Raw genomic sequence first — 20,292 nt, 5'->3', positions numbered from 1 at the left:
TGAGGCTCCTAAAGCTCACCGACCGCCATGCGCCGTTCCAGATAGGCACCATAGCGAGACAGGCTGAAGACAAAAACAAAGTAGATCAGGGCAATGAAGGCGTAGACTTCGCGATAAGCAAAGGTCCAGTCGCCGGTCCCGTAAGCGGCATTGCCCGAAGCGAGGATTTCGAAGAAGCCCACGACGATCACCAGCGAGGTTTCCTTGAAGGAGATCACGAACTGGTTGATGGTCGCGGGCAGCGCATTGCGCATCGCCTGCGGCAGGATGATGCGCCCGATCCGGTGCCAGTAGCCAAGACCGAGCGATTTTGCCGCCTCGGTCTGCCCTGTTGCAACGCCCTGCATACCGCCCCGTATGATCTCGGCCTGATAGGCCGCAAAGAACAGGGCGGCACCGCAGATCACGCGGTAGAGCTTACCCGCCTGCAGCCATTGCGGCAGCATGAATGGGACGACGACCGCGAAGGCAAACAGGATCGACAGAAGCGGCAGCGAACGAACTGCGTCGATGAAAAGCCCGATCCCCTTCGAGATAATCGGAAGCTCCGATCGCCGCAGCAGCGCCAGCACAATCGACAACGGGAAGCCGATCAAGCATGTCGCAACGAAGATAAACAAGGTGAGTGCCAGCCCGCCCCATCTTTCTTCTCCGATCAGCGGAAGGCCCAGAATGCCGCCCTTCATGAGCACATAGAAAAGCGACGTACCAACGAGCCACACCGCTGCGAGCCTCTTGCCCGTCCAGAAGGATGGCAGACAGCTTAGAACAACCATCGCAACGACGGTGACGCAGGCCAGCGCCGAGCGCCACTGCTCCTCGAACGGGTAAAGCCCGAACAGGATGATCCGCCAGCGCTGTGCGATCACTGTCCAGCAGGCCCCGCTGGCGGCGCGGCATTCTTCGGGCGACGCATCGCCGTCGAAGACAGCCGAGAAAATCGCCCAGTTTGCGACAGTCCAAATGATCCAGAGAAACAGCCCGAGCCCGAGCACGGAAACCAGCGCCTGCGATGGTGAACGGAAATAGTCTCTCTTCAGCCGCCGCGCCAGGCTCGGTGCAGCCGGGCCAGCGGCGGGAACGTGATTTGCGGTATCGCTCATGTCATCAGCTCCGCAGCTGATTGCCCTTGAGGGCAATCGCCTTGTTGATCCGGTTGAAAATTGCGGCAAGCGTCAGGTTGATCGCGAGGAAGCCTGCCATCAGGATGGCAATCGCCTCAATCGTCTGACCGGATTGGTTGATGGTAACGGCAACGATCATGAAGAAGTCGTTGAAGCCGATGGCAATGCCCATCGTCGTCGCCTTGATCAGCCAGATATACTGGTTGGCGAGGATCGGCAGCATCGCGCGCAACGCCAGCGGCAAGCGAATGCGGAAGAAGGATTGCAGCGGCGTCAGGCCAAGGGCATGTGCCGCCTCGGTCTGACCTTTACCAACCGCCTTGAATCCGCCCCGCACGATTTCCGCGATATATGCGCCGCCATAAATGCCGATGGAAATCAGCATGGCGCTGAATTCGGGCGAAATGCGCAGGCCGCCACGGATGTTCAGACCTCCGAGTGTGGGCAGGCTGAGTAAAGGCTCTGCCGGATCGCGACCGATCAGGATGATCGCAATAGCCGCAGCGAGCGGTCCCAGAAAGGCAGCCCAGACCAGGCCGCGCCGATCCTCCGGCGGGCGGGCAATGCGGCGTGTCCTGCCGACCCAGAAGGGCAGGATGATTGCAGCCAAAACGGCTACCCCTGCGGCAAAAAGATACCAGCCACCGACATTCAGCGCCGGCATATAGATACCGCGGCTGGACATGGTCAGAGGCCCGAACGTGGCGGCCTCTCGCGGGCTTGGCAGGTGGGTCACGACCGCATACCAGAAGAAGACCTGCAGGATCAGGGGGATATTCCGAAAGAAATCGACATAGCTTCGTCCAAGCAGGTTCAGGACCGGGTTATCAAGCGTGCGCATGATCCCGATGATGCCGCCGATCAGCGTTGCAAGGGCAAGGCCGATAATGCCGAGAAACAGCGTGTTCAGAATACCGACGACAAAAAACCACCAATAAGGGTCACTCGACGAGGTGGGCAGCAGCGAAAATGTCAGATCCCAGCCCGTCGACTTGTTCAGAAAGCCAAAGCCGGAGACCATGTTCTGCGCTTCAAGCGTTTGCTGTGCATTTCGCCAACCGCCAAGAACGACAATCAGCACCACAGCAACGAAAAGCGCCTGCAGCAGAGCATTTCTAACCTTCTGGTTTCTCAGAAATCCAGGCATCAGCACGCCTCCAGGTCAAGGGAAAGCGGTCCCGCCAAACAGACGGGACCGCGCTTTGTCAGTCGATCACATAGGGGTAGAGGACGCCGCCATCGCTCCACAGCGCAGTCATCTCGCGGTCCATCTGATAGGGAGACCCGGCGCCGAGCGTACGATCAAAGATCTCGGCGTAGTTGCCGACATTCTTGATGACGTTATAGGCCCAGTCATCCTCCAGACCCAGCGGCGTGCCCATACCGGGGCTTTCACCCAGAAACTTCGCGACAATGGGACTTGGCGGATTGGCCTTGATCTCATCGACGTTTTCCGAATTGATCCCCTCTTGCTCCGCGAACCAAAGCGCCGAGAGCGTCCAGTTGGCGATATCGACCCAATTGTCGTCGCCGGGGCGCATCACGATAACCTCAGGTTCGACAGCCAGCACATCGGGCAGGATGTCGTGATCCTCGACGCTGCTTTTCGCGGTGCGGGCGATGGCCAGCACCGGCCCCCATTGCGCATAAAGATCGCAGCGGCCCGAGAAATAGGCCTGCTCCAGTTCCTCAGTCTTTTCGATCAGGACCGGCTCCAGTTCGACGCCCAGCTTCGATGCATAGGCTGCGATCTGCTGCTGGATCGTCGTGCCGGCGGGGATGCAGACGGTGCCGCCATCAGCATCGGCAAGCGAGGTCAGGCCGAGTTCCTTATGCGCCATGATCTTCGTCGTGCCGAGGTAGTAGGACAGCGAGAATTGCATTCCCAGCTCGGTATCGCGGCTGAGCGTTGCGCCCGATGCCTTGATGACCATGTCCACCTCGCCCGTCTGCAGGGACGGCCAACGCTGCGCCCAGCTGATCGGAATGACCGTCAGTTTCGAAGGGTCTCCGAAAATAGCCGTGGTCACGGCGCGGCAAAGCTCGATATCCATGCCCTGCCATTCGCCCTGATCGTCCACCTCGGCGAAGCCCAGATAAGACCCGTCATGGCCCGTGCACAGCAGGTTCCCGCGTTCCTTGACCGCGGCCAGTGTATCGCCGCTATCGGCGAATGCTGCACCAGTTGCGCAGACAAATGTGGCTGCCGCAGCCGCCAGTCCGTATTTCAACAGTGTCATTAACTTTCCTCCCTGTTAATTTCAGCATGTCTTCAGACCCGGACCCGAATGGGCCGGCAAGCATCACCCTCCATTGGCTGTCGGGGGATGTTTTGGGAAAAGCTCGCGATTCCAGTCCTGCGCCACCATCCAGCGATGCAATGCCGCGACGCCCTGGACACGCAGATGGCCACGCGGAACCAGAAGATAGAAGCCGGGCACCTGTTCTTCCGGCATGTCATCCAGAATATTGCGGCCAAGCGGTGCGACAAGGTCGCCGCTGCGGATATCGGTATCGGCGTCATGCGGCGACAACAGACCAACGCCTATACCCTGCAACGTCGCCCGTCGCATCGAGGCCGCGTCATCGAAACCAATGCTGCCATGCTGCTCGCCCGGTTCGACGCCCAAGTGCTGGAAAATATCGTTCCACAGATGCTTGGATTTGACGGTGTCCAGCAAAGTGTAATCAAGAAGATCAGCAGGCTTACGTAGCTTCGCACCGATTTCCGGCGTGCAGCAGATGATCTTCGGGTCCTGCACCAGCAAGGTGCATTCAACGTCCGACCATTTACCGTAGCCCCACTGTACCGTCATATCCACCTCGTCCCGGGCGAAGTCGGGCATGTCGATCATGGTCGTCAGGCGCAGGTCGAGACCCGGCATTTCCTCTCGGAACTCGGAGAGATGCCGCAGCAGGTAGTTGGTCGCGAAATAGGGGCTGGTGTTCAGATTGATCCTGTCGCGATAGGGTGAGCGTGTTATGCGCCGTACCCCTTCGGCAAATTCGCTGAACCCGGCTTCAACGTAATGGGCCAGCAGAACGGCGGATTCGGTCGGCTCGATCGCTCTGCCCTTGCGCTCAAACAGCGTGACCTGAAGCGACTCTTCCAGCAGCTTGATCTGCTGACCTACGGCTTGCGGGGTCACATAAAGCTCATCGGCCGCTTGCCGCAGGCTTTTGTGGCGCGCGACTGCGTGGAAAGCACGCAGCGCATTCAGGGGCGGAAGACGCAGTTTGCCGTTCATCCGTTCTGACCTCCCTCCCCTTCTGCCTGCGCCCGAAAGCGCCGTTTCATGAAGCCTCAGGCGTAGATATAGCCACCTGAAACAATAACATTCTCGCCAGTCATGTAGGTGTTCTTAGGCCCGCCGGTCATCAGCACCCACTCGGCAATCTCGGGCGGCTGCGCACCGCGATTCAGCGGGCTGGCCTTGGACAGTTCCTCCAGAAAGCCCAATTCGCGGGCGCGTTCCGTCGCCATTCCTGCGGGCGCAACCGAATTCACCAGGATGCCGTCAGCCGCGACGTGATGGGCGAAGGAGCGGGTGAGGCTCACCACAGCCGCCTTTGTCGCGGCGTAATGGGCGTTCTGCGGATGCGCCTTGAATGCATCGACCGAGGTGATGTTGACGATCCGTCCGCGCACATGATCCTTCGGGTCCTGCCCGCGCATGTGATCAATGGCTGCCACCATCATGTGATAGGTGCCCTTGATATTCACCCCGTTCGAGGCATCCCATTCCGCATCCGTGATCTCAAGGATCGGGCGGCGCGGATAGATCGCCGCGCAATTGATCAGCGTATCGACCCGGCCAAGTTTATCGGCGATGTCCTTGAACGCGGCGTGGCATTCCGCACCGTTCTGGATGTCAGCCGCAGCCGAAGCGGTTGGTAACCCCTTGTCGCGCGCAGGTTTTAACGCCGCTTCTGCCGCTGCGGCATTCAGGTCAATGATCCCGAGCGCAGAGGCCCCCGCGTCAACAGCCATCTGCCCAAGCAAAGCGCCGAGGCCAGAACCGCCGCCGACGATCAACACCGAAAGATCCTTCATTATCACACCTTTTTCGCAGGAGGGGTTGGGCGCGTCGGCACAATGTCGAAGCGCGAGACGGTAGCCCATTCGGGCAGTTCCAGCACGGCCTGAACCATGCGGGCAACATCTTCGGGCTGAACGGCCTTGCTGGTCGAGTACATGGCAGACCGCGCCTCATCGTCGAGAATATCCCTGTAAAGTGCTGTCTCCACCCGGCCCGGCACGATTTCCGTGACGCGGATGCCGAAGGGTGAAAGATCCGCACGCAGACCCGCAGCAAAGCAGGCGATGGCGCCCTTGGTCGCGGAATAGACGGCCATATTCGGATAGACCGCATGAGCAGCGGCAGAACCTGTGAACAGGATATACCCCGCCCCACGTTCCCGCATCTGCGGCACGACCAGACGTGTCATCGCGATGGCGGCGCTGAGGTTGATCTCCAGCGCCGTATCGATATCGGCCATATCCATATCGGCAAAGTTTCCAAGCGGCGGCATGACGCCCGCATTGTTTACCAGCACATCAATCTGCAGACCCGCCAACGCCGCCTCGGCTGCTTCCCGGTCGGTAACGTCCAATTGAATCGGGGTGATGTTTGCATGGCTGGCGCGCAAATCATTCAATGCCTTCTGGCTACGACCGACAGCGTAGACCTGATAACCAGAGCGGGCCAGCTCCAGCGCGATGGCCAGACCGATCCCACTCGACGCGCCCATAACCAATGCGTTCGCCATTATGTCCTCCCGTTCCCTTGTTAGAAGTGTCTCTCCAAGACAGGTTTTGCGAAACCAATAATTTCAACAAACAGGAAAGTTTTTCTTTCCAATTGACGCTGACTATCCCTTTCAAAAACGTCAACTGGGCAGTCATGCCTGAGGATCGGGCGGCATGCCCGGCACTTGATAGCAAAGCTGCACTTGAGCGGCCTCAGCGCGTTCCGGACTTTGAAAAGCCAGCAAACAGCGCCCGGGCGGCCTCAAGATCAGGCGCACGGTCAGACCCGACACCCACTGCAGCACCAAGCGCTTTCAGCCGTTCCAGACTGTTGACGAGATGTCCCCGCATCGCATCGCGCGCCGCCGAGGGATCGCCAGCCGCAATCGCAGCCACGATACGCTGATGCTCGTCATGAATACGGGCGTAGTAGCTGTCCTTCAGCTCAGCCGTGACGATCTGGCCAAGCTGATGTCTCGGGACGATCAGCGGACGCAGATATTCAAGAAACGCCAGCATAAAGCCGTTTCGCGCCGCCTTCGCAATGTGCAGATGGAAATCATAGTCATAGTGAATCAGCACGACGGAGGGGTCTGCATGTGCGCTGTCGACCTCTTCCATCAGCGTCGCGATTTCTTGCACTTCCGCGTCGGTTCGGCGCTCGGCACAAAGGCCCGCTGCTTCAACCTCGACGCTGAGACGCAGTTCCAGCAGCGCAATGGTCTCCGCCAATGTCTGCAGGTCTTCTTCCGAGATCTGGAACGTCGCCTGCAACGGCGCTTCACTGACGAACATACCGCGACCCTGCTGCGGGATCACCTGCCCCGCCGAACGCAGCCGGGCAATCGCCTCTCGGACAACGGTGCGACTGACCTCATATTCGGCGCAAAGTTCTGCCTCTGTCGGAAGCTGCGCACCGGGCTGCAACTCACCCGAGGCGATTTTTTCGGACAGTCCTTCCCAGACAAGGGTCGAAAGTGGTTTGCGCTTTGCCATCGGCTTCCTTCGTTCTGCGGCACCAGAACTCGCGCCGCAGGGTGACTATAGTGTCAAAGCGCCGCCGTGACGATCAGTTCGACCAGCATGCCGGGCTTTGCCATCCGGCCCTGCCCCGAGGATCGCGCCGGGGCGTGTTCCATCGGCATCCAGGCGTCCCAGACCTCGTTCACCTCAGCGAAATCGCGGACATCGTCCAGCCACATCTGCACATGGAGAATTCGGGTCTTGTCCGTTCCCGCCTTGGACAGAAGATCGTCGATCTTCGCCAGAACCTCGCGCATCTGATCGGCGGCTGACTGCCCGGGTTCAGCGACCTGTCCGGTCAGGTAAAGTGTGCCATTATGGCTGACGCCGTGGTGAATGCGTGTATCGAAATCGAAGCGTTTGATGTCGGTCATATCGTATCAGTCCTTTATGGGATTTCCGCGAAGGTAATGGGCGTAAGGCGCCTGGGTCAGCCAGCCCGCATCGACCGGCAGGGTCACACCGGTGATAGAGGCCGCGCGGTCGGAACAAAGAAACAGCGCCGCTTCGGCCACATCTTCGGGGGCCACGAATTTCCGCAATGCGGTGCTTTCGATGATGGCATCGGGATCGCGCTCACCGGCAGCGATCCGCGATTTCAGGCCATCCGACAGCGTATAGCCGGGTGCCACCGCATTCACCCGGATCCCGTGGGGGCCAAGTTCCGCCGCGAGGATCCCGGTCAGCGCCATCACCGCGTGCTTGCCCGGCGTATAGGCCGGCAGCGAAAGCGGCGCGAAGGAGGCGAGAGAGCCGACATTCAGGATCGACCCACGGCCCGCCTTTTTCATCAACCGCCCAAAGACCTGACAACCGATCAGCGTGCCGCGATAGTTGATCCGCCAAAGCTGCTCATCCTCGTCCAGATCCTGATCCAGCACCCGCTTGCCGCTTTGCAGGATACCCGCACAATTTACCAGAATGTCGGGCGGCCCGAATGATTGCGCCACAGTGTCGGCCAGGTTTTCAAGAGAAGCCGGATCGCCAACATCCACGGGCAAGAACGCCGCCTCGGATGCGCCGCTGTCCTGACACTGCCGGGCCACATCCTCGCCCCGTGTGGCGTCGCGGCCAGCGATAACGACCTGCGCACCTGTAGCCGCGAAGCGAATGGCGATGGCCTTTCCGATGCCCGAGGTCCCTCCGATGATGACGGCGGTGCCGAGTTCAGTCATGGCTGCGATCCTTACGCTCTATGTCAAAGAATGCAGCCATCGCCTCCACCTGATAATCCATCATCGGTCGGCCCGGCTGAATGCGACAACCGATCCGCTTGGCCTCGCGCAGCAGCGGCGTCTCTGCCGGTTCCATGATAATATCGACGACAGTCATGTCGGGTGTCAGCGCCGCCACGTCCAGCGGCAACGGGTCGGACGCCTTCAGACCCATCGGCGTCGCATTCACGACCAGTTCTGCGCCAGTCGGATCAGCTGTACCCACCTCAATCTCACAGTCCGGGAAGGTCTTGGAGACCAGCCCCGCCAGCGTGGTCGCCCGCGCCACGTCAACATCGCTGAGACGAATTCGCGACGCCCCGGCTTCGGCCAGACAATAGGCCAGCGACGCGCCCGCTCCCCCTGCCCCGACCTGCAGAACCTTCCGGCCAGCGATCTGGTGACCGCCCGCCTTCAGCGCATCGATAAAGCCGACGCCGTCGAAATTATCCGCATACCAGCTGCCATCCGGATTGCGCCGGACAGAGTTCGCACTGCGCACCCGGACGGCGCGATCATGACCGCCCGTGCATTTCTCATACACCGCTGCCTTAAATGGGACCGAGACGATGACGCCACGGATATTTTCAGCCGCATTCAGCCCAGCCCAGAAGATATCGAAATCCTTAGGCGCGCAGCTAAGGGGGACCATCAGGCTATCAAGCCCCTTCTCTTCAAAAATCTCGTTGAAGATGCCGGGGCTCTTTGCGTGACCGACCGGATGCGCGAGCATGACGAAAATATCGGCTTTCCCTGTCCCGCGCATCACGCGTTGTCCTTGTTGATCGGGTTGTTCGCCAGCAGTTCCAATGCCTCGACCATCGCCGAATGGTCTTTCCCGGCACCGCCTCGGGCCGCGCAGGCGTTCAACAACTCTTGCGTCGTGGCGGTATTCGGCAGCGCGACGCCAAGTTTTCGCGCGCTGTCCAGAGCAAGGCCCAAATCCTTCTGATGCAATTCGATGCGAAACCCGGGCGCGAAGCTGCGTGAGATCATGCGCTCTCCATGCACCTCCAGCACGCGCGAAGAGGCGAAGCCGCCGAGCAGCGCCTCACGCACTTTCGCCGGATCGCACCCTGCCTTCGCAGCAAAGACAAGCGCCTCGGAGACGGCTTCGATATTCAGCGCGACGATGATCTGGTTCGCAATCTTGCAGGTCTGGCCAGCCCCGTTTGCCGTGCCGACCAGCGTGATGTTCTTGCCCATCAACCGCAATATCGGCAGCGCCCGCTGAAAATCTTCCTCGGGTCCGCCCGCCATAATGGTGAGGCTAGCAGCCTTAGCCCCGACCTCGCCGCCCGAAACCGGGGCATCCACATAACCCGCACCTTTTTCGCGGATGGCCCTCGCGAAGTCTTCTGTCGCAATAGGGCTGATTGAGCTCATATCGATCACAAGCGCGGAGCTCTGCACGCCTTCGACGACCCCACCCTTACCCAGCATAACCCGCTCCACATCAGGGGTGTCGGGCAGCATGGTGATAATGATCTCGCTAGCCCGTGCGACATCAGCCGCACTGTCCAACACCTCAGCCGATAGGTGCTCCGGCAAGGGAGAACGGTTCAATGTCGTGACGAGTTGATGCCCGGCAGCAACAAGGTTTCGGGCCATTGGCGCACCCATAACGCCGAGGCCGATAAAGCCGATTTTCACTGCGTCCTCCATTTTCCAATTGCGACTCGGTTCATACGAGTACTATCGTATGTGATAATACATCATACAACATACAAATTCTCTTGATGAGGTGAAAAGATGTCACAAGAGCGCAAAAATGCTCTGAAGGAGTCGCTGAACCGCGGCAGCAGCAGCATCGGACTATGGTGCTCTCTCGCCGAAGCGCTGACGACCGAAGTCATCGCTGGCTCCGGTGTCGACTGGTTGCTGATCGACGCCGAACATAGCCCGAACGATTTGCGCAGTGTCGTCTTGCAGCTTCAGGTGGCGGCGGCCTTCCCTTGCGAAGCTGTTGTCCGCTTGCCGTCGGATGACCCGCACCTGATCAAACAGTTCATGGATGGCGGCGCCCGCAGCCTGATGATTCCCAATGTCCGTTCGGCAGATCAGGCAGAGGCGATTGTTTCCTCGATGAGATACGCCCCGTTCGGCGGAATCAGAGGGTTTTCGGTAGGGCATCGAGCGAACCAATTCGGCCGGATCAAGGACTATCACAAAAACGCCCGAAACACTCAATTCTTGGCGGCCCAGATCGAGTGCGAAAAAGGCGTTGCCAATGCCGCAGAAATCGCCTCGACGGATGGTGTTGACGCGCTTTTCGTCGGACCGGGTGACCTGTCAACAAATCTCGGTGCTATGGGCAATCCAAATGCCGACCACGTCCAGGAGGCAATCGCCTCGGTGCTAAGCGCGGCGAAGAATGCCGGGAAACCAGCGGGTATTCTCGCGCCCCTCAAGGCCGATGCTGATCGTTACCTGGCTGACGGTTTCACGATGGTCGCGGTCGGCTCTGACCTTGGGCTGCTCGCGCGAGGTGCTGACAATCTGGTCGCATCCTTCAAATCGCAGGGTGCGTAATGTCGATACCAGCATACAAACCGCCAAAATCCGATTCCTATGACATCGTTATCGTAGGTGGTGCGGTCATCGGGTCGTCCACGGCCTATTGGCTGAGCCAGAAGCTTGGCTCAAGCGCTTCGGTCCTGGTCGTCGAACGAGACAGCAGCTATGAGTTTTCCTCGACCGCGCTATCAACAAGCGCCATCCGCCAACAATATTCAAATCCGATCAATATCAAAATCAGTCAGTTCGGTATCGAATTCATCCGCAGCTTTGTCGAGCGTATGGCACCCTATTATCCCAACGAAGCGCCACCCGATCTGGGGCTCCGCGAACACGGTTATCTCTATTGCGTCTCGCCCGAAGGGGTGGACGCCGCGCGGGACCGGGTCGAATTGCAGCGCAGCCTTGGGGCGCATACCGTGTTCTTGGAGCCGGGTCCGCTTAAGGACCGCTTCCCGTGGCTGAATGTCGAGGATCTCGGCGGCGGGGCCTGGGGGTCGCGGGATGAGGGCTGGTTCGACTCCATGGGGATGCTGAACGGTCTGCGCCGTGCGGCGCGTTGCAGCGGCATGGAATATATCGACAATGCGGTCATCGGTCTTGAGGTCGAGGAAGACCGGGTCACGACGGTTCATCTGGCAACCGGCGAGACGGTCCGGTGCGGCACTCTGGTAAACGCCGCCGGCCCGCGGGCGCAGCAGATCTGCGACATGGCCGGGCTGACGATCCCGGTAGCACCGCATAAACGCTACAGCTTCGTGTTCGCCAGCGAGACCCCGATCCCCGGCCGGATGCCGAATGTTATCGACCTGTCAGGCACTTTCGTCCGGCCCGAGGGCGAGTTGTTCCTGACCGGCAATACGCCATTGGACAACGGACCGGCCGACTATGATGATTTCGTCATCCGCCATGAGGAATTCGAGGACCGCATCTGGCCCGCGCTCTGGCACAGGATCCCTGACTTCGACGCGCTGAGGGTCAAGCAATGCTGGACAGGTCACTACGAATACAACATGCTGGATCATAACGGCATTGTGGGCTTCCATCCCGAGGTCACCAATTTCATGTTCGCCAATGGCTTTTCCGGTCACGGCCTGCAGCAATCCCCCGCAGTTGGCCGCGCGGTTGCTGAGCTTATCGTGGATGGCGCTTTCCAGACGTTGGACCTAACCCCGTTCAGATACGAACGCATCCCCAGCAACGAACCGTTCCTCGAAGAAGCTGTGATCTGATTGCCTGTCTGCGCATCGTTGTAGCTATGGCTGAACCCGATCAGATTAACGAACTGTACCGGCGCGGATAACTGACACCCCGGACCTTTCGGGGACGACGACTAGCGAACTGAAATTATGTTGAGCTTTCGCCGGATCTTGCTCCGCCGCGAAGCATTGACGTGTATGCTGGCCCTAAAATCATGGCTCGAAAATTCGATACAGTCCTGCCGAAACGGAGCATACTGACACACTGACCTGATCTGGAAGGATGCCGATGAAGCGCTCATTACGCGCCAGACAATTGGACACACTGGATACGGATCGCCTCTCGCGCCTGGAGATGCCCGACAATCTGAGGCGCTATTCTCACGACGAGTTGCCGCCGATGCAAACGCTTGTGGCCTTCGAAACAGCGGCTCGGCATTTAAGTTTTACGCGCGCTGCTGAAGAACTGAACCTGACGCAGTCGGCGGTCAGTCAGCAGGTCAAATTGCTTGAACAGCGCCTTGGTCTCGATCTCTTCATCCGGAAAAACAACAGACTGATCGTTACCGCAGCCGGGCAAGCGCTTGCCAAAGACGTTGAAATGGTTCTCGATCATTTGAGCAACAGCGTTCATGCGTTGATCTCGGGGGAAAACCGTGTGTCTGTTGCGCTCAGCCTGCTTCCGTCATTTGCATCAACCTGGTTTGCGTCTCGGATCGGCGACTTTACCCGGAAAAACCCTAATATCGACCTGATCGTGGTTGCGTCGGTGGCTTTAGCAGAGCTTGGACGCGGCGCGACCGATATCGCGATTCGCTGGGGACCGGGCGGAACTCAAGGCGTCTATGAAGAGCTGCTCTTCGGCGAGGAATTCATCTTGGTCGGCGCGGCAAGTCTGCCTCAGGACCTGCTGGAGACGCCAAACATCTCCGATCTTGTCGGGCTACCGTTTCAGCATGACACGGCACAGAACGACTGGCGACGGCTGATCGAGGATAATGGCGGCATCCCCGAGGAATTCGAACCGGGGCACTATTTCAGCGATGCAAGCACGACATCGCAGGCCATCATCGCGACGGGCGGGATCGGGGTCGTGCGGAACGTGATCGCTCAACATTGGATCGATCGGGGTGATCTGGTGGTTTTGCCGTTCAAACCGCGCAGAGGCCCGTTCGGGTATCATTTTCTGTGTGCGCCGGAGAATCGAGAGGATCCCGCTATAGATGGGATTTTGCAGTGGTTTAGGGACCATGCAAATCTCCCATAAAAATTTCTAAGGGGGGCCCTAAGATATTGCCGTTTGAATGTGAGATTTCTCTCGTACAGCATGGATTTCCAGCGACCAACTGAAATCAACGAACGACGGGCCTTCGTCGCGGGGGTTGTAGCCTGACCATACTTGGCTGGCAACTTCTGCCGAATGCTTAGGCCTGATCGTCGACAAAAAACAGAGATTGATCGCAGAGCTAGCAAGACCGCCAGTTCAGGGAGGAACACATGGTCACTATAAATCGGAAACTGATAACCGCCGCTATAGGTGCACTTATCGCTGCTATGCCCGTAGCGGTGCAGGCAAGCGATGAAGCCGTGACCTTCCGGATGGTCAGCACATCGGGCGATGCAAGCTCGCCGCAGGGTATGTCGATCCAGATGTGGGCCGATCGGATGTCCGAGCTTTCTGATGGGCGGATGACCGGTGAAACCTTCTTTCAGGGCGAATTGGGCGGCCAGCAGGAAGTTTTTGACCAGATGGTCCGTGGCAATATCGACATGGTGCTGGAGCTTCCGCAAAGCTCTTACGATGAACGGGTTGGCGTCATGTCATTGCCCTATCTGATCACGGACTGGGACCAGGCAAAAACCGCCTATTCGCCCGATGGCTGGATGCAGCAGATCGTCGAACCGATCCTTGAAGAGGTCGGGGTGAAATTTTTCGGCGTCTATCCCGATGGTTTCGGCGGGATCGCCACAAAGGGGTCCTACGCAACCAATTACGAGGATGCGCAGGCGCTCAACCTCAAGGTCCGGGCTATCCCGACCTTCCCGAACCCGCAGACGCTGAAAGCCATGGGGTATCAGGCGGTCCCGATCGACTGGAACGAAGTCTACACCTCGATCCAGACGGGCGTGGTCGCGGGCGATGCCGGCAACATCATCTACTGGGATTATGAGTATTTCGGCGATCAGTTGGACTATTACGTCCACACCCGGCACAATTTTTCCTATTCCTCTCTGATGATGAGCTTGGACAGCTGGAATGCGCTCGACGAGGAAGACCAGAACATTGTCGCGTCAGCAGCACGCGAAGTCATCGACCAGCGGTATGAAAGCGCCCAGGCCTTTGATGCGGAGTGGATTCAGGCCGCCCAGGACGGTGGCATGGAGTATATCCAGCCGACCGATGAAGAGCTCGCCGGTTGGGCTAAGATCGTCCATGAGCAGGTCTGGCCGGAAGCCGAGGAAACCTTCGGGTCCGAGATTATGGATGTGGTGCGCAGCAACGTCCAGGTTGGTGGCTAATGGCTGCCGATGCCCGCTCCGGGCCGAGCTTCATCCAAAGCGTCCTGAAGGTTATTGACCGTTTCGATCACTGGGTCACGACATTCATACGTCCAATCGTGGTGATATTGGGGCTCCTGATCGCATTCGCGTTCGCCGCCGGCGTGTTTTTCCGCAGCGTTATCGGATCTCCGGTGTTCGGACTTGAGGAGTTGGTCCTGCTGGCCGCCATGTGGTTCTACATGCTGGGGGCCGGGCTGGCATCAAGCGAGCGGTCGCATCTATCGGCGGATTTCCTGCCGATGATGCTGGGCGATGGCAAGGCCACGCAAGCGCTGCAGCTCCTCGCCACGACGATCTCGCTGATACTGGCCGTGTTCATCCTCATCTGGAGCTTTGATCTGTTCAGCTGGGGGTTGGACAAGCGGCAGGGGACGCCTGTCTTTGGTATCCCGTGGGTCGTGTCGCAAGCCAGCCTGATGGTCGGTGCCTGCCTGTTCATCATCTATCTCAGCCGAGATTTTCTGCGCGACCTGCTGGCCTTACTTGGCGCAAGACCTGACGCCTGACCGGGCCAAACGAAACCACACGACAATCTGTTGCGCCGCTTTCGCGGCGGCGCAGTTTCCCGTTGTAACCGGAGGAATGAACGATGGGTGCCCTCGTTGCTATTCTGGTCGTCATAATTCTGATGTTCTTAGGCGTGCCAGTCGTCTTCTCATTCGCTGCCATGACACTAACCCTGTCGCTAATCTATGGCATTGAAATATCCAGCCTGATGACGACAGGTTTCTGGGCCGTCAATTCGGTCATACTATTGGCTCTGCCGCTGTTCATCATGACAGGCTACGTTCTGCAGTCGGGTGGCCTCGCGCGCAGATTGATCGACTTTGTGGAGGCGCTGGTCGGCAACTCCAAAAGCGGCATGGGCGCGTCCATGATCGTCGCTTGCGCCATCTTCGGCGCGATCTCCGGCACAGCTTCGGCCGCAGTTGCGGCGATCGGGCGGATCATGGTCGATCCAATGGAGCGACACGGCTACGACCGCGGCTACGTTGCCGCCTTGCTCGGCGCATCCTCCCTGCTGGGCCTGCTGATACCGCCGAGTATCACGATGATCCTTTTCGCGGTCGTCACGCGGCAATCGGTGACAGCGTGTTTTCTGGCGACAGTGGGGCCGGGGATACTCCTGATGATCCTGCTGATTATCTATAACGCCATCCGCATTCGCATGGGCGGTGAACTGCCTGAGAAAACCCTGCCCGTTGCCGACCGGTGGCGCAACGTCGGTACGGCGGGCTGGAAGGCAATGCCTGCCCTGATGATGCCGGTCATCATCCTTGGCGGCATCTACGGAGGCTTTTTCACACCGACCGAAGCCGCCGCCATCGCGCTTGTCTATGCAATTCCGGTCGGAATGTTTGTCTATCGCGACCTCAACCTCAAGGGGCTGTTCGACTGTGTCGTGCAAGCCGCTGCCACCACCGGCGTCATTATGGTCATTCTGGTCTTCTCCTTCATCTCAAGCCGCATTTTCACGATGGAGCGCATCCCGCAGGAGATGACCGGTTTCCTGTTCGACGTGTTCGAGTCACCGCTTGCGATCCTTATCGCCGTAAACCTCTTCCTGATCGCGCTCGGGATGATCATGGATGACGTGTCAATCATCGCCATTACAGGGCCGCTGCTGCTGCCGGTTATGACCGAAATCGGGGTCGAGCCGGTCCATTTCGCCGCAATAATCGGCATGAGCGTGGTGATCGGATGCAACACGCCACCCATGGCCCCGATCCTCTTTCTCAGCTGCCGGGTTGGGAATGTCGGGATGTCGCGCGTGACGAAACCCGCACTTCAACTGATCCTTTTCACGGCATTACCGGTTCAGATCGCCGTCACCTTCTGGCCCGGCCTGTCGCTATTTCTTCCACGAGCGCTTGGCTATCTCTAGCCGCTCCTGAACGACCTCCAAACATTTTGCCTTAGGAGTAAACCATGTCCAGCGATCCGTTGTTTCAACCCCTGCAACTCAAGCATCTGCGGATCCGCAATCGGATGCTCTCAACCGCGCATGAGCCGGCCTATACAGAAGACGGAATGCCAAAGGAGCGGTATCGCCTTTACCACTCGGAAAAGGCGCGCGGCGGTATCGGCATGACGATGATCGGCGGCTCTGCGGTAGTCTCGCCCGACAGTCCGCCATCATTCGGGAACATCGTGCTCTATCGCGATGAGGTCGTTCGCTGGATGTCAGAACTGGCAGATGATGTTCATGAACATGGCGCCGCCGTGATGATCCAAATCACGCATCTGGGCCGCCGCAATAACTGGGATCGGGCGGATTGGCTGCCAGTGATTGCACCGTCGCACACACGCGAGGCGACGCATCGGGCCTATGCAAAAGCCATGGAGGATTGGGATATCCGGCGCGTTATCTCTGACTATGCCGATGCGGCGGAACGGGTCAAAGCGGCAGGCTTGGACGGGCTGGAAGTACAGTGCTACGGCCATCTCATCGACCAGTTCTGGTCACCGGCGACGAATTTTCGAGAAGATGAATATGGTGGGTCGCTCGATAACCGGCTGCGCTTCGGGATCGAGGTCTGTCAGGCGATCCGCGACCGCGTCGGGCCGGATTTCCTAGTCGGTGCCCGGCTGACCTGCGACGAGGATTTCAAGCGCGGCTTCGGGCCGGAAGAAGGTCTGGATATCGCAAAAAAAATGAGCGCTACGGGTTTGCTAGACTTCCTCAACGTTATCAGGGGACATACGGATACACATGAGGGGGTGAGCAAGCTCATCCCGAATATGGGATCACCCTCCGCCCCTCATCTGGATTTTTCTGGCAATATCCGCGCTGAAACGGGAATGCCTGTATTCCATGCGGCTCGTATTCAGGATGTCGCCACAGCCCGTCATGCCATTGAAAGCGGCAAGCTGGATATGGTCGGCATGACCCGCGCACATATCGCGGATCCGCATATCATGGCCAAGATCAGCCGCGGCGAAGAGGATCGGATCCGGCCCTGTGTGGGCATGGGATACTGTATCGATTCAATCTATGCTGGTGTCGCCTCTTGCATCCACAACGCAGCAACCGGCCGCGAAGCAACCATACCGCATGTCCTGGAAAAAGCGCCGCAGCGCCGCAAAGTCGTGGTTGTTGGCGCCGGTCCAGGTGGCCTGGAAGCCGCGAGAATTGCGGGCGAGCGTGGTCACGAGGTCGTCGTCTTTGAGGCCGCACCGCGCGCCGGCGGGCAGATCCTCCTTGCCGCAGCTTTGAAGAGACGGCGTGAGATCATCGGCATCGTGGATTGGCGCCTTGCTGAATGCGAGAAATTCGGCGTGAGGTTTATGTACGACCATTACGCTGAAGCCGAAGACGTCCTCGCAGAGAACCCCGATCTTGTGATCATCGCGACAGGCGGGATGCCTGATAGCGGCTTTCTTGATGCGGGATCAGAGCTCGCGACCAGCTCATGGGACATTCTGTCCGGTGCCGAAAAGGCCGCGCGCGACGTGATCCTGTTTGATGATCAGGGAACCCATGCATCCATGACAACCGCCGAGGCCCTGCTCAACCAAGGCGCGGCAATCGAAATTGTCACGCCCGAACGAAGCCTCGCAACGGAAATCGGCGGCACCAGCTATCCCGCATATTTCCGTGCCTTCGGCCAAGCGGGTGTTAAATTTGCGTTAAACCTCCGCCTCGAACGAATCGAAAAATCAGGGAACCGCCTGACAGCAGCATTTTTTGATGAGTACAGTAAAGAATATGTAACCAAAGAGACGGAGCAGGTCGTCATCGAGAATGGTGTCATGCCGTTCGACGACCTCTATTTCTCCCTCAAACCGAGTTCACAAAATCTAGGCGAAATTGGCCAGGAAGCCTTATTGGATCATCGTGCGCAGGACATCGGCGAAAACCCCGACGGAAGCTTCAGGCTGTTTCGGATCGGCGATGCGGTCGCCAGCCGGAATATTCACGCCGCAATCTATGAAGCGATGCGTTTGGTGAAGGACTTTTGATGAGGCAGGCCTTTCAGGTGAACCGCACGATGAAGGGATCCGGGGGATTCATCCTCTACCCACCTCCGAAATGTTGATGCGGCATTGTTATAAACGCGCGATCGGCGGATGGCACAATGATGTCACCGCCTTGTTATTTCGATAACATGTTTTTTCGGGGCGCGGGGGGGGGGGGAGAGAGCGGAGAATTTGAAACTACGATCTTAATAAGGTTATGAGCCCAAATCGGGCGCTTTCAACAAACCCAGCGGTTGCTGGGGATTTCCTCTCACTGCATTGATATTTATATTTTTTATTATACCATTAAATCGGGCCCAGCCGGATCGAGACGGGTTTAGTATGGATTTCATCGGTCGCCTTGCGAGTTCCAGAGCGTCAATCATGACTTGCAGACTTCTCTCGCTGACAAGACCTTTGCTCGTCGCATTTGCATTCGTCTATCATTGTAGTGCGCAGTCGATTTTACCTTTGGGCAGCGGATTTCGGCTTTAGCGTCCATTTTATTATAGCTCACGGGCACAGCATTCGCGGGTGAAATGGTGACAACCAGCCCCCTACCGATCGCTCACAGGCGATACCACGCTGCAGTACGTTTTTTCTGAACTTTCCGTTCGACCCCGCCGCAGCACCTTCAAATATCTGACGGCAGTAATGCGGGACATTGCGGACCTTCGCGATTCAAAGCGTGCCAGCGGTCGGTCATTACCAAAATCACTATAGCTGCCGAGCACTATTGACCGTGCATAGATGACTCTTTAGATCAGGATATCGACATGGATTTCAATTGCGCGCAGATTCGGCAAATAGCTGATATGCTGAACGATATCGGCGAGCTTGAACTGATACCCCGATTTCGAGCTAAGCTTCCTAATCGAGCATTCGAGAAAACCGCGAGCCTCGATGACTTCTGCGAAGCAATTCAAACAGCCGAACAGCGACTTTACGACGGGCTGGCAAGATTGTTTTCCGGTGCCGCGGTAGTCGGTGAAGAAACCTCGGCTGCCCTCAAGCATTCAGGGCAGGCTGACATTGCTTTTCTGTTCGACCCAATCTACGGCACAAAGAAAATCACCTCGGGTTTGCCGCTATTCGAGGCAACGATCGCGGGATCACGCCGTGTAGAGATTGTCCTCGCCGCAATCGATGATTCGGTCTGCAACGAGATCGCTCTTACCCTTCGCAGAGAGGATAGCTGGATCGCCGCACCTAACGGCTCTTCGGCGATGAAATCGTCGCGCAATTTTTTAGCTGGTACCGCCCCGCCTTCCTTGAAGGCCTAATAAGAACTCAACGCGGTCGATCTTGGCGCTGGCAACGTGATATGATGGATCGTAGGCACGGTGCCGACAATTCGTTGGAAGCAGTGGATCGGAGGATTCGTCATGACCGTCGAAAACCTGCCTGCTATCCGTGCCTGCCATCCAGCTTGGAACAAGAGGCGGATCGTCGGAAGGAGGCGCCCGCTTCGTCCAAAGCATTTCTGGGCAGTACGCGTCCGGCTTGAAATCGCCGAGGAAGCGCGAAAATCCATCGCCGCATGGCTTGACGACCCCTTGATAGTCGGTTCAGAGCATCTGTGGTCGGGGCGGCTCCACGAACGGCTTCACATCTCCTTTCGTCAGTATGCTCGTCCTTTCGTCAGTATGCTCGACTGGTTCGGGATTGGGTTTCGTCCTTCGGGCTGGAACCAACGCCCTTTGAAACGCATTCGATGCGTCGAACCAAGGTTGCCCAAATCTATCGCAACACTGGAAATCTACGCGCGGTTCAGCTTGTGCTTGGCCATACCAAGATGGACAGTCCGGTCAGGTATCTTGGTGTCGAGCTGGAGGATACACTCGCTATTGCTGAGGCTGTCAAAAACTGAAGCTGAGGGCCGTTTCAGTATCGAAGCATATGTAGAAGATACCGGCTCGCAGGCAAACAACGTGAAAGCTCTG

19 protein-coding genes and 1 pseudogene are annotated in these 20,292 nt (G+C 58.2%); 9 read left to right on the top strand and 11 right to left on the bottom strand.

Annotated features, from left to right (window positions below; all coding sequences use genetic code 11):
- Positions 1 to 8 precede the first annotated feature (8 nt).
- The 11 genes from PAF12_RS14730 to PAF12_RS14680 all read right to left on the bottom strand — a co-directional run bounded on the left by PAF12_RS14730 (position 9) and on the right by PAF12_RS14680 (position 9,764).
- The gene (locus PAF12_RS14730) at positions 9 to 1,103 is read right to left on the bottom strand and encodes an amino acid ABC transporter permease (RefSeq protein WP_271107751.1); all 1,095 of its coding nucleotides are present in this window, start codon (positions 1,101 to 1,103) and stop codon (positions 9 to 11) included.
- A gap of 4 nt (positions 1,104 to 1,107) precedes the next feature.
- Positions 1,108 to 2,271 carry an amino acid ABC transporter permease gene (locus PAF12_RS14725; protein ID WP_271107750.1) on the bottom strand — a complete coding sequence of 388 codons (1,164 nt, stop codon included), beginning with the start codon at positions 2,269 to 2,271 and terminating at the stop codon, positions 1,108 to 1,110.
- 58 nt (positions 2,272 to 2,329) lie between these two features.
- A complete protein-coding gene (locus tag PAF12_RS14720) occupies positions 2,330 to 3,364 on the bottom strand; it encodes an amino acid ABC transporter substrate-binding protein (protein ID WP_271107749.1) in 1,035 nt (344 codons plus the stop codon).
- 63 nt (positions 3,365 to 3,427) lie between these two features.
- Positions 3,428 to 4,372, bottom strand: a complete 945-nt coding sequence (locus tag PAF12_RS14715; RefSeq protein ID WP_271107748.1) for a LysR substrate-binding domain-containing protein — start codon at positions 4,370 to 4,372, stop codon at positions 3,428 to 3,430.
- Positions 4,373 to 4,428: 56 nt separating this feature from the next.
- Positions 4,429 to 5,178 (bottom strand): SDR family NAD(P)-dependent oxidoreductase, encoded by a 750-nt coding sequence (locus PAF12_RS14710; RefSeq protein WP_271107747.1) that lies wholly within the window; start codon positions 5,176 to 5,178, stop codon positions 4,429 to 4,431.
- Between the two features lie 2 nt (positions 5,179 to 5,180).
- Positions 5,181 to 5,894: an SDR family oxidoreductase gene (locus tag PAF12_RS14705; protein WP_271107746.1), complete on the bottom strand. Its 714-nt coding sequence runs from the start codon at positions 5,892 to 5,894 to the stop codon at positions 5,181 to 5,183.
- Between the two features lie 193 nt (positions 5,895 to 6,087).
- On the bottom strand, positions 6,088 to 6,870 hold the full coding sequence (locus PAF12_RS14700; protein WP_271107745.1) for a FadR/GntR family transcriptional regulator: 783 nt from the start codon (positions 6,868 to 6,870) through the stop codon (positions 6,088 to 6,090).
- Between the two features lie 53 nt (positions 6,871 to 6,923).
- A complete protein-coding gene (locus PAF12_RS14695) occupies positions 6,924 to 7,271 on the bottom strand; it encodes a RidA family protein (protein ID WP_271107744.1) in 348 nt (115 codons plus the stop codon).
- Between the two features lie 6 nt (positions 7,272 to 7,277).
- Positions 7,278 to 8,072: an SDR family NAD(P)-dependent oxidoreductase gene (locus PAF12_RS14690; protein ID WP_271107743.1), complete on the bottom strand. Its 795-nt coding sequence runs from the start codon at positions 8,070 to 8,072 to the stop codon at positions 7,278 to 7,280.
- Positions 8,065 to 8,877, bottom strand: a complete 813-nt coding sequence (locus tag PAF12_RS14685) for a shikimate dehydrogenase (protein ID WP_271107742.1) — start codon at positions 8,875 to 8,877, stop codon at positions 8,065 to 8,067. The genes PAF12_RS14690 and PAF12_RS14685 overlap by 8 nt, the downstream gene beginning before the upstream one ends.
- Positions 8,877 to 9,764, bottom strand: coding sequence for a 2-hydroxy-3-oxopropionate reductase (locus PAF12_RS14680; RefSeq protein ID WP_271107741.1), 888 nt, complete (start codon positions 9,762 to 9,764; stop codon positions 8,877 to 8,879). The genes PAF12_RS14685 and PAF12_RS14680 overlap by 1 nt, the downstream gene beginning before the upstream one ends.
- A 99-nt stretch (positions 9,765 to 9,863) precedes the next feature.
- Here PAF12_RS14680 and PAF12_RS14675 point away from each other — a divergent pair, with 99 nt between their 5' ends.
- The 9 genes and pseudogenes from PAF12_RS14675 (at position 9,864) to PAF12_RS14635 (ending at position 20,219) form a co-directional block, all read left to right on the top strand.
- Positions 9,864 to 10,643, top strand: a complete 780-nt coding sequence (locus PAF12_RS14675) for an HpcH/HpaI aldolase/citrate lyase family protein (protein WP_271107740.1) — start codon at positions 9,864 to 9,866, stop codon at positions 10,641 to 10,643.
- Positions 10,643 to 11,860 (top strand): FAD-binding oxidoreductase, encoded by a 1,218-nt coding sequence (locus PAF12_RS14670; RefSeq protein WP_271107739.1) that lies wholly within the window; start codon positions 10,643 to 10,645, stop codon positions 11,858 to 11,860. Before PAF12_RS14675 ends, PAF12_RS14670 begins: the two co-directional genes overlap by 1 nt.
- A gap of 256 nt (positions 11,861 to 12,116) precedes the next feature.
- On the top strand, positions 12,117 to 13,094 hold the full coding sequence (locus PAF12_RS14665) for a LysR substrate-binding domain-containing protein (protein ID WP_271107738.1): 978 nt from the start codon (positions 12,117 to 12,119) through the stop codon (positions 13,092 to 13,094).
- Between the two features lie 287 nt (positions 13,095 to 13,381).
- Positions 13,382 to 14,347 carry a TRAP transporter substrate-binding protein DctP gene (gene dctP / locus PAF12_RS14660; RefSeq protein ID WP_271107737.1) on the top strand — a complete coding sequence of 322 codons (966 nt, stop codon included), beginning with the start codon at positions 13,382 to 13,384 and terminating at the stop codon, positions 14,345 to 14,347.
- Complete coding sequence (locus PAF12_RS14655; RefSeq protein ID WP_271107736.1) at positions 14,347 to 14,895, top strand: TRAP transporter small permease; 549 nt, start codon at positions 14,347 to 14,349, stop codon at positions 14,893 to 14,895. The genes dctP and PAF12_RS14655 overlap by 1 nt, the downstream gene beginning before the upstream one ends.
- Before the next feature lie 83 nt (positions 14,896 to 14,978).
- The gene (locus tag PAF12_RS14650; RefSeq protein ID WP_271107735.1) at positions 14,979 to 16,274 is read left to right on the top strand and encodes a TRAP transporter large permease; all 1,296 of its coding nucleotides are present in this window, start codon (positions 14,979 to 14,981) and stop codon (positions 16,272 to 16,274) included.
- A gap of 44 nt (positions 16,275 to 16,318) precedes the next feature.
- The gene (locus PAF12_RS14645) at positions 16,319 to 18,352 is read left to right on the top strand and encodes an NADH:flavin oxidoreductase (protein ID WP_271107734.1); all 2,034 of its coding nucleotides are present in this window, start codon (positions 16,319 to 16,321) and stop codon (positions 18,350 to 18,352) included.
- A gap of 773 nt (positions 18,353 to 19,125) precedes the next feature.
- Entirely contained in the window at positions 19,126 to 19,632 is a 507-nt protein-coding gene (locus tag PAF12_RS14640) for an inositol monophosphatase family protein (RefSeq protein ID WP_271107733.1), read from the top strand.
- Positions 19,633 to 19,734: 102 nt separating this feature from the next.
- A pseudogene (locus PAF12_RS14635) lies at positions 19,735 to 20,219 on the top strand (tyrosine-type recombinase/integrase).
- Positions 20,220 to 20,292: the final 73 nt, after the last annotated feature.

This window comes from Paracoccus sp. SCSIO 75233 (genome assembly GCF_027912675.1).
In the GTDB taxonomy this organism is placed as follows: Bacteria; Pseudomonadota; Alphaproteobacteria; order Rhodobacterales; family Rhodobacteraceae; genus Paracoccus.
This window is presented reverse-complemented; position numbering and strand designations above follow the sequence as displayed.

Excerpts from the sequence above, each read along its gene's own strand:
- PAF12_RS14730 (WP_271107751.1), bottom strand. The coding sequence starts at position 1,103 with ATGAGCGATACCGCAAATCACGTTCCCGCCGCTGGCCCGGCTGCACCG.
- PAF12_RS14725 (WP_271107750.1), bottom strand. The coding sequence starts at position 2,271 with ATGCCTGGATTTCTGAGAAACCAGAAGGTTAGAAATGCTCTGCTGCAG.
- PAF12_RS14720 (WP_271107749.1), bottom strand. The coding sequence starts at position 3,364 with ATGACACTGTTGAAATACGGACTGGCGGCTGCGGCAGCCACATTTGTC.
- PAF12_RS14715 (WP_271107748.1), bottom strand. The coding sequence starts at position 4,372 with ATGAACGGCAAACTGCGTCTTCCGCCCCTGAATGCGCTGCGTGCTTTC.
- PAF12_RS14710 (WP_271107747.1), bottom strand. The coding sequence starts at position 5,178 with ATGAAGGATCTTTCGGTGTTGATCGTCGGCGGCGGTTCTGGCCTCGGC.
- PAF12_RS14705 (WP_271107746.1), bottom strand. The coding sequence starts at position 5,894 with ATGGCGAACGCATTGGTTATGGGCGCGTCGAGTGGGATCGGTCTGGCC.
- PAF12_RS14700 (WP_271107745.1), bottom strand. The coding sequence starts at position 6,870 with ATGGCAAAGCGCAAACCACTTTCGACCCTTGTCTGGGAAGGACTGTCC.
- PAF12_RS14695 (WP_271107744.1), bottom strand. The coding sequence starts at position 7,271 with ATGACCGACATCAAACGCTTCGATTTCGATACACGCATTCACCACGGC.
- PAF12_RS14690 (WP_271107743.1), bottom strand. The coding sequence starts at position 8,072 with ATGACTGAACTCGGCACCGCCGTCATCATCGGAGGGACCTCGGGCATC.
- PAF12_RS14685 (WP_271107742.1), bottom strand. The coding sequence starts at position 8,877 with ATGCGCGGGACAGGGAAAGCCGATATTTTCGTCATGCTCGCGCATCCG.
- PAF12_RS14675 (WP_271107740.1), top strand. The coding sequence starts at position 9,864 with ATGTCACAAGAGCGCAAAAATGCTCTGAAGGAGTCGCTGAACCGCGGC.
- PAF12_RS14670 (WP_271107739.1), top strand. The coding sequence starts at position 10,643 with ATGTCGATACCAGCATACAAACCGCCAAAATCCGATTCCTATGACATC.
- PAF12_RS14665 (WP_271107738.1), top strand. The coding sequence starts at position 12,117 with ATGAAGCGCTCATTACGCGCCAGACAATTGGACACACTGGATACGGAT.
- dctP (WP_271107737.1), top strand. The coding sequence starts at position 13,382 with ATGCCCGTAGCGGTGCAGGCAAGCGATGAAGCCGTGACCTTCCGGATG.
- PAF12_RS14655 (WP_271107736.1), top strand. The coding sequence starts at position 14,347 with ATGGCTGCCGATGCCCGCTCCGGGCCGAGCTTCATCCAAAGCGTCCTG.
- PAF12_RS14650 (WP_271107735.1), top strand. The coding sequence starts at position 14,979 with ATGGGTGCCCTCGTTGCTATTCTGGTCGTCATAATTCTGATGTTCTTA.
- PAF12_RS14645 (WP_271107734.1), top strand. The coding sequence starts at position 16,319 with ATGTCCAGCGATCCGTTGTTTCAACCCCTGCAACTCAAGCATCTGCGG.
- PAF12_RS14640 (WP_271107733.1), top strand. The coding sequence starts at position 19,126 with ATGGATTTCAATTGCGCGCAGATTCGGCAAATAGCTGATATGCTGAAC.